Source organism: Pseudomonas palmensis (assembly GCF_017848315.1).
Lineage (GTDB): Bacteria > Pseudomonadota > Gammaproteobacteria > Pseudomonadales > Pseudomonadaceae > Aquipseudomonas > Aquipseudomonas palmensis.
In genome coordinates this window covers 139,242-152,760 of record NZ_JAFKEC010000005.1, presented here as the reverse complement: position 1 = coordinate 152,760, position 13,519 = coordinate 139,242, and the positions used below count along the sequence as shown (strand labels likewise).

Here is a 13,519-nt window from a genome sequence, read left to right as displayed (position 1 = left end):
CACACACCCCGGGAGGCGTGATCGATGCCCGATTCTGACTGGAACATCCCCCTGCCCCTGCACTTCGCAGCCGCAGGCGGTTCGGTGATGAGCCTTGCCAGGGCCTTGCCCGGCGATAGCCTGCGCCCGGCCTACGAGGCCTTCATCCAGCAGCGCTTTCGCAAGGCCCATGGTGCGCATATCGCACAGTTCATGCCGCAGCTGTTCGGCATCAGCGATGCCTCCGGCGCGCTGTGCGCCGTGGCCGGTGTGCGGCTGGCCAGCAGTGAGGCGCTGTTTCTGGAGCGCTACCTGGACGAGCCGATCGCCCCCTTGATCAGCGCCACCGAGAACAACCCTGTCGATCGCAGCGCCATCGTCGAGGTCGGCAACCTGGCGGCCGCCGATACCGGCAGCGCGCGCCTGAGCATCATTGCCGTTACCTACCTGCTGGCCATGGGCGGTCTGGAGTGGGTAGCGTTCACCGGCAGCATCGGCCTGGTAAACAGCTTCCACCGCCTTGGGCTCAAGCCAGTGAGGCTGTGCACGGCCGACCCCCTGCGCCTGGGCGAAGAACGCCATAACTGGGGCAGCTACTACCAGAGCCAGCCCCAGGTGCATGTTGGCAACATCCGTGCAGGCTTCATCCATTTGCGCAACATGGGCGTGTTCACACGCCTGGGCCTGCCTACCGCCGTCGGGGAGGCCTGTCATGTCGCCTGAACTGCAGCATTTCGAACAGGTGCTGCGCAGGCACGCCGAACACACGCCCAACGCCATTGCGTTGTGGGGCGACCAGTTGAAGCTGGACTACGCCACGCTGCAGGCCGAGGTGCAGTACCGCCAGCAACGCCTGCGCGATGAGTCGGCCAGGGTCGTGGCACTGGCCCTGGATAACGGTGTGGAAGCCATGCTGTGGGATCTGGCATTGCTGTTTGCAGGCGTGACCTGCGTGCTGCTGCCGCCCTTTTTCAGCCCCGCACAGCGCAGCCATTGCCTGGCGCAGAGCCAGGCCAGCCTGGTGATTGCCGAGCCGGCCCTGGCCCCCGAACTGCTGGCGTGCGGCTATGTCGAAGACGGCGCGTTCTGGCGCAGGCAATGGTCGGGGCCCGACCTGATGCCCGAGGGCACCGCCAAGCTGACCTTCACCTCCGGCACCACCGGAACCCCCAAGGGCGTATGCCTGGGCGCCGAGAGCATGCTGCGCGTTGCCCGGGCGCTGGAGCAGGCCAGCCGAATCACCGCGCCACAGCACCACCTGACCCTGCTGCCGCTGGCGATCCTGCTGGAGAACCTGGGTGGCTACGCCGCGCTGATGGCCGGGGCCACGGTGAGTGTCCCCAGCCTGGCGGCTCTGGGCATCCAGGGCGCAAGTGGCGTCGATGCTGCGCGCCTGCTCGGCACCCTCGCCGACCGTGCGCCCCACAGCCTGATCCTGGTGCCGCAACTGCTGCTGGTGCTGGTCAGCGCCGCTGAACAGCGCGCCTTCGACCCGCGCACGTTGCGCTTTGCCGCGGTGGGCGGGGCCAGGGTCGCCACCGAACTGCTGATCCGCGCGCAGCGCATCGGCCTGCCGGTGTATGAAGGCTACGGCCTGTCGGAATGCGCCTCGGTGGTGTGCCTGAACCGGCCACAGGCCCATCGCCCCGGCAGCGTGGGTCAGCCACTGCCCCACCTGCAGGTCAGGCTGGCCGAAGACGGCGAGGTGCTGATCAAGGGCTCGGCCCTGCTCGGCTACCTGGGCCAACCGCCGCACACCGACGCCTGGTGGCCCAGCGGTGACCTGGGCGAGCTGGACGCCGAAGGGTTCCTGTACATCAAGGGGCGCAAGAAACACCAGTTCGTCACCAGCTTCGGCCGCAACATCAACCCCGAATGGGTCGAAGCCGAACTGACCCAGCGAGGGGTGTTCGCCCAGGCCTTCGTCTATGGCGAAGCCATGGCTCACAACCACGCATTGCTGTGGCCACATCAACCGGGCTGCACCGACACCGAACTGGCAGCGGCCGTGGCCCAGGCCAATCAGGCCCTGCCCGATTACGCCCAGGTGCATCGCTGGACGCGCCTGGAACAACCGTTCACGACCGCCAATGGCCTGCTCACGGCCAATGGCCGCCCGCGCCGCGATGCCATCGTCGAGCGCTACCGCTCCCAACTCACCGACCCCCTTGCCTGCGAGGCTACCCGACCATGAGCTTTTTCGACACGCTGCAAGAAGCAACCCATCAGCAACGCCATGCGCTGTTCAGCCTGCCGGTGATTCGCGATGCCCTCGAAGGCAAGGTCAGCCTGGATAGCTACCAGGCCTTCCTGGCCCAGGCCTACTACCATGTGCGTCACACCGTACCCTTGATGATGGCATGCGGCGCCCGCCTGCCCTCGCGGCTGGAGTGGCTGCGCAAAGCCGTGTGCGAGTACATCGAAGAGGAGTATGGCCACGAGCAATGGATACTCAACGACATTGCTGCCTGCGGCGGTGACAGCGATGCCGTGCGCGAAGGTCGGCCTTCACTGCCGATCGAGCTGATGGTCGCCTACCTCTACGACCTGATCGCGCGGGGCAACCCGGTAGGGCTGTTCGGCATGGTCAATGTGCTGGAAGGTACCAGTATCGCCCTGGCCACCCATGCCGCGCACAGCATCCGCGCGCGCCTGGCGCTGCCGGAGGCCGCCTTCAGCTACCTCAGTTCCCATGGCTCGCTGGACCTCGAGCACATGCAGACCTATCGCCGTTTGATGAACACCCTGCAGGCCCCTGATGACCAGGCCGCGGTGATCGATGCGTCGCGCGTGGTCTACCGCCTGTATGCCGACATGTTTCGCGGCCTGCCGCACGATGGAGCACAGCATGCGCCTGTCTGACGCCCGCGTGGTTCTGACCGGTGCCAGTGGCGGGATCGGCCTGGCCATAGCCGCCGCCCTTTGCGCCAACGGCGCCCGCGTGCTGGCGGTGGCCCGGCATGCCGAACCCCTGCAATCGCTGCTGCAAGAGTACCCCGCGCAACTGACCTGGATGGGCGCCGACCTGACCTTTCTCGTGGACAGGCGCAAGGTGCTCAACGCGGCCCAGGCCCTGGGCGGCGCGAACCTGCTGATCAATGCTGCGGGCGTGAACCATTTCGCCATGTTCGAGCAACTGGACGACAGTGACATCAATGCCATGCTGGCAGTGAACATCAGTGCCCCCATGTGCCTCACAAGGCTGTTGTTGCCGCTGCTCAAACAGGCCGACAGCGCCATGGTGGTCAATGTCGGGTCTACCTACGGCTCGATCGGCTACCCCGGCTACGCGGCCTACTGCGCGAGCAAGTTCGCCCTGCGCGGGTTTTCCGAAGCGCTGCGCCGGGAACTGGCCGACACCCGGGTCAACGTCCTGTACGTCGCCCCGCGGGCCACCCGCACCCCCATGAACAGCCCGGCGGCGCAGGCCCTGAACGTTGCCCTCAAGGCCAATGTCGATGATCCGAAAACCGTGGCCAGCGCCGTGATTCACGCCATTGCCGGTGATCGGCGCGACCTTTACCTGGGTTGGCAGGAGCGTTTTTTCGTGCGCCTGAACAACCTGCTGCCGCACCTGGTGGACCGCGGTCTGCGCAAGCAGTTGCCACTGATCCGCCGCCTCAGCCACAAGACCGACCGCGAGCCGCCCAAACCATGAAAAAGATCGCCACCTGCCTGCTGGTCTGGGGCCTGAGCCAAGGCGCCTGGGCCCTGGACAATGCCGACCAGCAACGCCTGAACATGCTTCAGCACAGCTGGGCACACATCCAATACCAATTGCCGCCAGACCAACGCGCGACAGCCTTCGAGCAATTGTCCAGCCAGGCCTCGGCATTTACCCGGGAACGTCCGACCACGGCTGAAGCCTGGATCTGGGCGGGCATCGTCACCAGCAGTTGGGCCGGTGCGCAGGGCGGGCTGGGCGCGCTGGGCAAGGCCAAGACGGCCAAGGCCGACCTTGAAAAGGCGCTGACGCTGGACCCCAGGGCGCTGCAGGGCTCCGCCTACACCAGCCTTGCAGCCCTGTATGATCGCGTACCAGGCTGGCCAATCGGCTTTGGTGACGCCGACAAGGCCGAACAGCTGCTCAAGCAGGCCTTGCTGATCAATCCCGATGGAATCGACAGCCTGTACTTCTGGGGCGATCACCTCTACCGTCAAAAGCGTTACCCCGAGGCCAGGGCAGCCTTGCTCAAGGCACTGCAAGCCACCCCGAGGCCAGGGCGTGAAATCGCCGATAGCGGACGTCGCCATGAAATCAATGCGCTGCTGGCGGACATCGACAAGAAACTCGACTGACAGGAGTCACCGTGCGCTTGCTGCTGATAGAAGATGACGTGGCCCTGGGTGAAGGCATTCATCAGGCCCTGGGGCGCGAAGGCTACACCGTCGACTGGCTCCGGGACGGCAGCAGCGCCCTGCATGCGCTGCTCAGTGAAACCTTCGACCTGGCGGTGCTCGACCTGGGGCTGCCGCGTATGGACGGCCTCCAGGTGCTGCGTCGCCTGCGTCATAGCGGCTCCACCCTGCCGGTGCTGATACTCACCGCGCGCGATGCCACCGAAGACCGCATTGCCGGGCTGGATGCAGGTGCCGACGACTACCTGATCAAACCCTTCGACCTGGCGGAGCTCAAGGCGCGCCTGCGGGCCCTGCTGCGCCGCAGCGCCGGGCGGGCCAAGGCAAGAATCGAGCATGCAGGCATCAGCCTGGACCCCGGCACTCAGCAGGTGTCCTTCCATGGGCAGAACGTGCCCCTGACGCCCAAGGAATATCAGCTGCTGCATGAGCTGCTTTCACCGCCGGGGCGTGTCATGACCCGCGAGCGGCTGACCCAGTTGCTTTACGGCTGGAACGAAGAAGCAGAAAGCAACACCCTGGAGGTGCACATCCATCACCTGCGCAGAAAATTCTCCGCCGACCTGATCCGAACCGTACGCGGCGTGGGTTATCTGGTGGAGGAGCGCCGATGATGTCGATCCGACGCCGTACCCTGACCCTGATCATCGGCCTGATGCTTACCGGCCTGATGATTCTCAGCGCCTTCAACCTGCATGACAGCAACCATGAAATAGCCGAGGTGTATGACGCACAACTGGCCCAGAACGCGCGGCTTCTGCAGGGCGTCATGCGCATGCCGCTGGCTGGCGACCAACACACCGAACTGTACCAGGCGTTCAACCAGGCCCTGAGCGAAGCCACACCCAGGCTTGACGGCCACCCTTATGAAAGCAAGATCGCGTTTCAGGTGTGGGATGCGCAGGGCCAGGTGCTGGTACATACCAACAGCGCCCCCGCCTTCACCTCGCCACCGTCGGCACCGGGCTTCAGTGACGTGCATGACCTGCATGGCCGGCAGTGGCGCGCCTTCCTGCTCGAAGACAAAATCAACCAGGTGCGGATCTGGGTGGGCGAGCGCGACGACGTACGCACTGACCTGGTCAACCGCATCGTACGCCACACCCTGTGGCCCAATATGCTCGGCAGCCTGATCCTGGCAGCAATGGTCTGGCTGGCCATTGGCTGGGGGCTCAAACCCCTGGCCAACATGGCAGCCACCCTGCGTGCCCGTCATTCAGGGTCGCTTGAACCTCTGCAACTGATGCCATTGCCTGCAGAACTCGAACCGATGCAGGCCGCGCTGAACCGCATGCTGGCGCAGATCCAGGAAGTGCTGGGACGCGAGCGCCGCTTCATTGCCGACGCGGCTCATGAAATGCGCACGCCCCTGGCGGTCCTGCGGGTGCACGCGCAAAACCTGCAGGAGGCCGGGACCGAACAGGAGCACCGTGAATCGCTGGCACACCTGATACACGGGGTGGACCGCGCCAGCCGACTGGTCAACCAACTGCTCACCATGGCACGCCTGGAACCGCAGCCGGGTCATGCCCATGCCCCGCGAATCGACCTTGAACACACTGTGCGCGACAGCCTGGTGCAGATGACCCCATGGCTACTGGACCAGGGCCTTGAACTGGTGTTCGAGGCCGCCCCAGGCAACTACCTTGCCCGAGTGGATGGCGGGGCGATCGATATCGCACTCAACAACCTGGTGACCAATGCCGCGAACTTCTCCCCCGAGGGAGGGATCATCAGCGTTCGCCTGAGCCGCCAGCCGACGCATTTCGTGCTGTCGATACAGGACGAGGGGCCTGGTATCGACGAAGCCGAACGCGAGCGCCTGTTCGAGCGCTTCTACAGTCGTGGCAATGCACAGGGCGCCGGCCTTGGCCTGGCCATCGTCCAAGCGGTCGCCATGCGGCTGGGCGGTCAGGTCCGGCTGGAGAACATGGCTACCGGCGGGCTGTGCGCAACCCTGGAGATTGCGCTGGACTGAACCCGCTGCCCCCGCTGACAGGTAGCCATCGACGGTCATGGCGCCAGGTCAGGGTCCGAGTCGCTGTGCTTCTGGCCGATCGGGTCGGTGGCCGGCGACTGCTGCGGCGCCTGGGTATCGATGCCCGGTGGCGGCGCAAGCTGCAGTATCTCGCTGGTGTAGGCCCACTCCTGCTGCACCCGGGCCGGGTCGTCGTTCAGGTGGGTGCCGTAGCTGGGCACGATCTGGTGCAGCTTCTGCTGCCAGGCCGGGCTGGCGACCTTGTCCTTGAACACCTTCTGCAGCACTTCGAGCATGATCGGCGCCGCCGTGGATGCGCCGGGCGATGCGCCCAGCAGCCCGGCAATGCTGCCATCGGCCGCGCTCACCACCTCGGTGCCCAGCTTGAGCACCCCGCCCTTTTCCTTGTCGCGCTTGATGATCTGCACCCGCTGCCCGGCCTGCCACAGGCGCCAGTCTTCCTTCTTGGCCTGGGGGAAGTAGGTCTGCAGCGCCTCGAAGCGGTCGTCGTCCGATTGCATCAGCTGGCCTGCCAGGTACTGCACCAGGTCGAACTGGTCGATCCCCACCTTGGTCATGGGCCACAGGTTATGGGTGGTCATGCTGGAGAACAGGTCCAGGTACGAGCCTTCCTTGAGAAACTTGGTGGAGAAGGTCGCGAACGGCCCGAACAGGATCACCCGCTTGCCATCGAGTACCCGGGTATCCAGGTGCGGCACCGACATCGGCGGCGCGCCCGTGGCGGCGATGCCGTAGGCCTTGGCCATGTGCTGCTGGGCGATGGTGGGGTTGTCGGTGACCAGGAACGAGCCGCCCACCGGGAAGCCCGCGTAGTCCTGGGCCTCGGGAATGCCGGACTTCTGCAGCAGCGGCAGCGCCGCGCCGCCGGCACCGATGAACAGGAACTTGGCATCGGCGGTCGACTTCTCGCCGCTCTTGAGGTTCTTGTACTCCACGTGCCAGGAGCCGTCGTCATTGCGACGGATGTCCTCGACCTCGCTGGACAGCTTGAGCGAGAAATTCTCCTGCTGCTGCAGGTGCGCCACGAACTGGCGGGTGATCTCGCCGAAGTTCACGTCGGTGCCGATCGGCGTCCAGGTGGCGGCGATCTTCTGGTTGGGGTCGCGGCCCTCCATCATCAGCGGCACCCACTTGCGGATCTGCGCCGGGTCTTCGGAGTACTGCATCGGCCGGAACAGGGGGCTGGCCTGCAGCGCCTCGTAGCGGCGCTTGAGGAAACTGATGTTGTCGTCACCCCACACGAAGCTCATGTGCGGCGTGGAATTGATGAACGAGCGCGGGTTCTTCAGCACCCCGTTCTTGACCTGCCAAGCCAGGAACTGGCGCGTCACCTGGAACGCCTCGTTGATCTCCACCGCCTTGGTGATGTTGATCTTGCCGTCCTTGTCCTCGGGCGTGTAGTTCAGCTCGGCCAGCGCCGAGTGCCCGGTGCCGGCGTTGTTCCAGCCGTTGGAGCTTTCCTCGGCCACCCCGTCCAGGCGCTCGACCATCTCCATCGACCAGCCCGGCTCCAGCTCGTTGAGCCAGATTGCCAGCGTGGCGCTCATGATGCCGCCCCCCACCAGCAGTACATCGACCTTCTTCGATTCCGCCCCCTGCGCCTGGCCGGCCGCCAGTGACACGGCCAGGCCCAATGTGGCCACGTTCCTTGCGAACTTCATGGCATATCCCCCCAATTGCATTACGAGACGATCCAGTGAGTGTGGCTCATGGATCGCGCATGACAAGCCGTACAAGCGACCCGATGCGGTCAGTGGGGTTCCCTTGGATCGGGCCGCGGCGGCGCCAGGGCACGGGCAAAACGCTATCAAACTGAACCAATTCATCAGCTAAGGATCAGTTTTAGCATCGTGAAACCACAGGATTTGATACCTTGTCCGCGCTTTCTACACTTGGCCGGGATCGCTTGTGCCCTTCCCCTGCACGGCCTGCCAACACGCCTTCAGGAGGGATCTTGTGACCACCACCCACCCCAGCGACGCTTTCCAGATCGCCCTGGCCAACTGCGCCCGTGAACAGATCCGTACCCCCGGCAGCATTCAGCCCCAGGGGTTCATGGTCGTGGTGCAGGAGCCGGCCATGTTGATCCGCCAGGTCAGCGAGAACCTGCCGGACTGGCTGGGGGTGGAGATCGACGCCTTGCTGGGCGTGCATTTCGATGCGGTGGTGCAGGACGGTTGCAGTTTCGTCGAGCAGCTGGGCGAACTCGACGAAGACCAGTCCCAGCCCTATCACGTGGCCGACGTACAGTTTCTGATCGGCCAGCAGGCGCAGCGCCTGCCGATGATGCTGCACCGCCACGACCAGGTGCTGATCGCCGAATTCCAGCGCCCGGCCGCCGTGCCGGCGCCAAGCTCGCGGCTGTACCCGCTGGTGCGCTCCTTCGTTGGCGGCGCACCGGACAGCGAGAGCATCGACGAGCTGTGCGAGCGGGCGGTGCGCGTGATCAAGCGCCTGACCGGGTTCGGCCGGGTCAAGTCCTACCGCTTCGACACCGAGGGCAACGGGCTGGTCAACGCCGAGCTGGTCGACGACGACTACCCCAGCTACAAGGGCCTGTGCTTCCCTGCTTCGGACATCCCGGCGCAGGCCCGGGCGCTGTACTGTGCCAACCGCATCCGCGTGATCGAGGATGCCGACTACCAGCCGGCGCGCCTGCTGCCGGCCGCCAACCTGCTCACCGGCCAACCCCTGGACCTGAGCTTCTCGACCCTGCGCAGCGTCTCGCCCGTGCACCTGCAATACATGCGCAACATGCAGACCTGGGCCTCGATGTCGGTTTCCATCGTGGTCGAGGGCCGGTTATGGGGGCTGGTGTCGTGTCATCACCGCACGCCGCGCAGCGTGAGCTTTCAGGTGCGTACCGCCTGCGAACTGCTGGGCCGGGTGCTGTCGCTGCAGATCGAGACCCGCGAAGCCCACCTGCGCCACGCGCGCATGCTCGAGATCCGCCAGCGCATCGTGCAACTGCTGGGCGCCATCGCCGACCAGGACAGCGTGCGCCTGGGCCTGCGCGCCCTGCCCGACATCTTCACCGACTTCGTCGGCGCCGCCGGTGCCGCAGTGGTGTCCAGCACCGGCTGCGATACCTACGGGCACACCCCGCCCCAGGCGCGGATCATGGCCCTGGTGGGCTGGCTGACCGCCCGCGGCGACGCCGAGGTGTTCCATACCGACAACGCCGGGCGCGATATCCCGCACCTGACGGGGCTGGCCGACATGGCCAGCGGCATCCTTGCCGTGTCCATTTCCGAACTGCACCCGCATTACCTGATCTGGTTCAAACCCCAGCAGTCCCAGGTGGTGCACTGGGCCGGCCGCCCGGAAAAAAGCATCGCCCAGAGCGGCTCGCTGAACCCGCGCGAAAGCTTCGAGCAGTGGCAGCAGATCGTCGAAGGCTTCTCGACCCCCTGGGACCCCAGCGAAATCGAGGGCGTGCAGGAGCTGCGCCAGGCCATCCTCGGCATCGTGCTGCGCAAGGCCGAAGAACTGGCGCAACTGTCCGAATCCCTGGAAAAGACCAACAAGGAACTGGAAGCCTTCTCCTACAGCGTCTCCCACGACCTGCGTGCGCCGCTGCGGCATATCGCCGGCTACGCCGAGCTGCTCAGCGATGCCGAAGGCGCCAACATGTCCGAGCGCAGCCTGCGCTTTCTGGGCACCATCGAGAACTCCGCCAAGTTCGCCGGCACCCTGGTGGACAACCTGCTGAGCTTCTCGCAGATGGGCCGGTGCGCCATGCACCTGTCCGACGTCAACCTGTCGGCGATGGTCGCCTCCATCAAGCTGGAGATGCTGCCCGACTACGAGGGCCGCGACATCCGCTGGACCTTCAACGCCCTGCCGATCGTGGTGGCCGACCCGGCCTTCCTGCACCTGGCCCTGCGCAACCTCATCGCCAACGCCATCAAGTACACCCGCGGCCGGCCGGTGGCGCTGATCGAGGTCGACGTGCAGGAACGCGACGACGCCCACGTGATCAGCGTGCGCGACAACGGCGTCGGCTTCGACATGCAGTACGCCAACAAGCTGTTCGGCGTGTTCCAGCGCCTGCACCGCATGGAAGAGTTCGAAGGCACCGGCATCGGCCTGGCCAATGTGCGGCGCATCATCGAGCGCCATGGCGGCACGGTATGGGCCCACGGTGTCCCGGACCAGGGCGCGACGTTCTATTTTTCACTTCCAAAGAAAACCCTCATGCCCACTGCATGACCCACACGAGGGCGCTCCATGCTCAAACCGATACTCCTGGTAGAAGACAACCCCAACGACCTCGAACTGACCCTGCTCGCGCTCGAGCGCAGCCAGCTGGCCAACGAGGTGATCGTGGTACGCGACGGCGCCGAGGCGCTGGACTACCTGTTCCGCAGGAACAGCCATGCCGACCGCCCGCAAGGCAACCCGGCAGTGCTGCTGCTTGACCTCAAGCTGCCCAAGGTCGATGGCCTGGAGGTGCTCGAGCAGGTGCGCGACTCGGCCGACCTGCGCAGCATTCCGGTGGTGATGCTGACCTCGTCCCGCGAAGAGCCGGACCTGGACCGCGCCTATCAGCTGGGCGTGAATGCCTACGTGGTCAAACCCGTGGAGTTCAAGGAGTTCGTCGGCGCCATCTCCGACCTGGGGATTTTCTGGGCTGTGCTCAACGAGCCACCGCCCGGTTCCACCCGGGTCGTGCGTCGCCCCAAGTCATGATGACAACACATGCCTAGACGAGAGCCCGGAGCGCCGACGCCGCTCCCCAGAATAAAGCTGCTGCTGATCGAAGACAGCACCCACGACGTCGAGCTCACGCTGTTGACGCTGGAGCGCTATGGCCTGCAGGTCGACCCGGTGGTGGTGCACGATCACATCGGCGCCTGCGAGGCCATGCAGCAGCACACCTTCGACGTGATCGTGTGCGACTACCTGCTGCCCTCCTCGTCGGGCATCCAGGTGCTCGAGGTGGCCCAGCGGGCGGCCCCGGAAACGCCGTTCATCTTCCTGTCCGGCATCTTCGGCGAACAGCAGGCGGTGGAGACCATGCGCCTGGGCGCGGTCGACTACGTGCTCAAGCAGAACCTCAAGGTGCTGCCCAAGGCCATCCGCCGCGCCGTGCTCGAAGTGCGCGAACGCGAGAAGCGCCGCGCTGCGGAAAACGCCCTCGAAGAGGTCGAGACCCGCGCCCGCCTGGCCATCCAGGCTGCCGAGATGGGCGTGTGGGAACTGAGCGTGCCCAGCGGCTCGGTGCTGTGGGACGAGCGCTGCCGCGCCCTGTACGAAGTCACGCCCAGCTGCAACCTGCACCTTGACCAGGTGCTGGAGCACTGCCACCCCGACGACCGGGCTATGCTGCGGGCCAAGGTCGAGCAGGCCCTGAGCTGCGAATCGGTGTTCCATGCCGAATACCGCGTGCAGTTGTCGGGCGGTCGCCTGCGCTGGATCAACTCCAACGGCCGTTCGCTGTTCAAGGATGGCCGTTGCGTGCGTTTCAGCGGGGTGATGCAGGACATCAGCGAGCGCAAGGTCGCCACCCAGGCCCTGGTGCAGTTGACCGAAACCCTGGGCGAGCGCGTAGAGCAACGCACCCGCGAGCGCGACCGCACCTGGGAGCTGTCGCGTGAACTGCTGGGGGTGCTGCGCTTCGACATGACCCCGATCAACTTCAACCCGGCCTGGGAGGCGGCGCTGGGTTGGTCGCGGGACCAGATCGGCAGCCTGCGCCTGTGGGAGCTGATCCACCCCCTCGATCTGGACGCCACCATCAAGGAAACCCGCAGCATCGCCAGCGGCAACGTATCGACCCGCTTCGTCAACCGCATGCGCCACGCCAACGGCGACTACCGGTGGCTGTCCTGGACCATCGTGCCGGAGAACGGCCTGATGTACGCCGCCGTGCGCGACATCACCGATGAGCGTGCGGTGGTCGAGGAACTGGCCGCCACCAACAAGCGCCTGCGCGAACAGATCGACGAGAAGGAACGCGTGGAAGCCACGCTGCAGCAGATGCAGCGCCTGGAAGTGGTCGGCCAGCTGACGGCTGGAGTGGCCCACGACTTCAACAACCTGCTCACGGTGATCCTCACCAGCGCGACCTTTGCCACGCGCGACATTGCCCGCGGCAACCTGGACAAGGCCCGCACCCGGCTGGAACACATCACCGACGCCGGTGAACGTGGCGCCCGGCTCACGGCCCAGCTGCTGTCGTTCTCGCGCCGCCAGCGCCTGCAACCGCGCCCGGTGGACCTGAACGCCACCGTGCGCGGCATGCAGAGCCTGCTGAACAAGGCGCTGGGGGCCAATATCTGGGTAGAGATGTCGCTGGCCCCGGACCTGTGGACCGCCTCGGCGGACCTGACCCAGACCGAGATGATCATCCTCAACCTCATCATCAACGCCCGCGACGCCATGGCCAACGGGCCCGGCTCGGTGCTGCTGCGTACTCACAACGTCACCGTGGAGGCCGCGCCCCTGCGGCCCGAAGACCCGGAACCCGGCCACTACGTGGTGTTCTCCATCGTCGACTCGGGCAGCGGCATGAACGAGGACACCCTGCTCAGGGCCTTCGAGCCGTTCTTCACCACCAAGCCGGTGGGGCATGGATCGGGGCTGGGGCTGGCCCAGGTGTTCGGTTTCGCCAAGCAGTCCGGTGGCGGGGTGCGCATCGAAACCACCCTGGATGTCGGCACCACGGTCAGCGTGTACCTGCCGCGGATCCAAGGCGACGCCGTGGCCGTGCTGCCCAGCCCTGCGCCGGTGAGTGAACCGCATCAGCCGCTGGGCTCGACCATCCTGCTGGTGGACGATGACAGCACCGTGCGTACCCTCACGGCCACCTTGCTGGAATCGTTTGGCCTGAAGGTGGTGCAGGCGCGCAACGGCCCGGATGCACTGAACATGCTGAGCCCCGAGATCGACCTGCTGCTGACCGACTACGCCATGCCGGGCATGACCGGCGGCGAGCTGGCGGCCCTGGTCAAGCGCTCCTACCCGCAGTTGCCGGTGGTGTTCGTGACTGGCTATGCCAATACCGACGTGCTGGGGCTGAGCCATTCGACGGTGATCCAGAAGCCGTTCAGCGAGCGCGACTTGCGCAGCAAGATCTGGGCAGCGCTGGCGCATTGAAAAAACCTGTACACGCTTTCTACCTGGCCGGGCAAAAAAGATTATTCTTGAAAGACATTTTTCAACGCCAGACTATGTGAG

The 13,519-nt window shown here is 65.5% G+C and carries 11 protein-coding genes; 10 read left to right on the top strand and 1 reads right to left on the bottom strand.

Annotated features, from left to right (window positions below):
• The first annotated feature begins 24 nt into the window (after positions 1-24).
• From JZZ72_RS05215 to JZZ72_RS05185, 7 genes are read left to right on the top strand one after another with little or no spacing between them, the layout of a single operon-like run.
• Positions 25-702, top strand: coding sequence for a thermostable hemolysin (locus JZZ72_RS05215; protein ID WP_100632645.1), 678 nt, complete (start codon positions 25-27; stop codon positions 700-702).
• Complete coding sequence (locus JZZ72_RS05210) at positions 692-2,173, top strand: AMP-binding protein (RefSeq protein ID WP_058540319.1); 1,482 nt, start codon at positions 692-694, stop codon at positions 2,171-2,173. Before JZZ72_RS05215 ends, JZZ72_RS05210 begins: the two co-directional genes overlap by 11 nt.
• Positions 2,170-2,841, top strand: a complete 672-nt coding sequence (locus JZZ72_RS05205) for a TenA family transcriptional regulator (protein ID WP_210014125.1) — start codon at positions 2,170-2,172, stop codon at positions 2,839-2,841. The genes JZZ72_RS05210 and JZZ72_RS05205 overlap by 4 nt, the downstream gene beginning before the upstream one ends.
• The gene (locus tag JZZ72_RS05200; RefSeq protein WP_058540321.1) at positions 2,828-3,637 is read left to right on the top strand and encodes an SDR family oxidoreductase; all 810 of its coding nucleotides are present in this window, start codon (positions 2,828-2,830) and stop codon (positions 3,635-3,637) included. The genes JZZ72_RS05205 and JZZ72_RS05200 overlap by 14 nt, the downstream gene beginning before the upstream one ends.
• Positions 3,634-4,278 carry a tetratricopeptide repeat protein gene (locus JZZ72_RS05195; RefSeq protein WP_116053715.1) on the top strand — a complete coding sequence of 215 codons (645 nt, stop codon included), beginning with the start codon at positions 3,634-3,636 and terminating at the stop codon, positions 4,276-4,278. Before JZZ72_RS05200 ends, JZZ72_RS05195 begins: the two co-directional genes overlap by 4 nt.
• 11 nt (positions 4,279-4,289) lie before the next feature.
• On the top strand, positions 4,290-4,952 hold the full coding sequence (locus tag JZZ72_RS05190; RefSeq protein WP_054914356.1) for a response regulator: 663 nt from the start codon (positions 4,290-4,292) through the stop codon (positions 4,950-4,952).
• Entirely contained in the window at positions 4,949-6,316 is a 1,368-nt protein-coding gene (locus JZZ72_RS05185) for a sensor histidine kinase (RefSeq protein WP_058540323.1), read from the top strand. Before JZZ72_RS05190 ends, JZZ72_RS05185 begins: the two co-directional genes overlap by 4 nt.
• A 35-nt stretch (positions 6,317-6,351) precedes the next feature.
• On the opposite strand, the gene mqo is transcribed toward JZZ72_RS05185, so the two are convergent.
• The gene (gene mqo, locus JZZ72_RS05180) at positions 6,352-7,998 is read right to left on the bottom strand and encodes a malate dehydrogenase (quinone) (RefSeq protein WP_058540324.1); all 1,647 of its coding nucleotides are present in this window, start codon (positions 7,996-7,998) and stop codon (positions 6,352-6,354) included.
• A 295-nt stretch (positions 7,999-8,293) separates the two neighbouring features.
• On the opposite strand from mqo, the gene JZZ72_RS05175 reads away from it, so the two are divergent.
• From JZZ72_RS05175 to JZZ72_RS05165, 3 genes are read left to right on the top strand one after another with little or no spacing between them, the layout of a single operon-like run.
• Complete coding sequence (locus JZZ72_RS05175) at positions 8,294-10,549, top strand: ATP-binding protein (RefSeq protein ID WP_254999888.1); 2,256 nt, start codon at positions 8,294-8,296, stop codon at positions 10,547-10,549.
• An 18-nt stretch (positions 10,550-10,567) separates the two neighbouring features.
• The gene (locus JZZ72_RS05170; RefSeq protein WP_043864031.1) at positions 10,568-11,029 is read left to right on the top strand and encodes a response regulator; all 462 of its coding nucleotides are present in this window, start codon (positions 10,568-10,570) and stop codon (positions 11,027-11,029) included.
• 9 nt (positions 11,030-11,038) lie between these two features.
• Positions 11,039-13,438 carry a hybrid sensor histidine kinase/response regulator gene (locus JZZ72_RS05165; protein WP_210014124.1) on the top strand — a complete coding sequence of 800 codons (2,400 nt, stop codon included), beginning with the start codon at positions 11,039-11,041 and terminating at the stop codon, positions 13,436-13,438.
• The last annotated feature ends 81 nt before the right edge of the window (positions 13,439-13,519 follow it).

Coding starts and splice junctions, on each gene's coding strand:
- JZZ72_RS05195 (WP_116053715.1), top strand. CDS start 3,634: ATGAAAAAGATCGCCACCTGCCTGCTGGTCTGGGGCCTGAGCCAAGGC.
- JZZ72_RS05170 (WP_043864031.1), top strand. CDS start 10,568: ATGCTCAAACCGATACTCCTGGTAGAAGACAACCCCAACGACCTCGAA.
- JZZ72_RS05165 (WP_210014124.1), top strand. CDS start 11,039: ATGCCTAGACGAGAGCCCGGAGCGCCGACGCCGCTCCCCAGAATAAAG.
- mqo (WP_058540324.1), bottom strand. CDS start 7,998: ATGAAGTTCGCAAGGAACGTGGCCACATTGGGCCTGGCCGTGTCACTG.
- JZZ72_RS05200 (WP_058540321.1), top strand. CDS start 2,828: ATGCGCCTGTCTGACGCCCGCGTGGTTCTGACCGGTGCCAGTGGCGGG.
- JZZ72_RS05185 (WP_058540323.1), top strand. CDS start 4,949: ATGATGTCGATCCGACGCCGTACCCTGACCCTGATCATCGGCCTGATG.
- JZZ72_RS05205 (WP_210014125.1), top strand. CDS start 2,170: ATGAGCTTTTTCGACACGCTGCAAGAAGCAACCCATCAGCAACGCCAT.
- JZZ72_RS05210 (WP_058540319.1), top strand. CDS start 692: ATGTCGCCTGAACTGCAGCATTTCGAACAGGTGCTGCGCAGGCACGCC.
- JZZ72_RS05215 (WP_100632645.1), top strand. CDS start 25: ATGCCCGATTCTGACTGGAACATCCCCCTGCCCCTGCACTTCGCAGCC.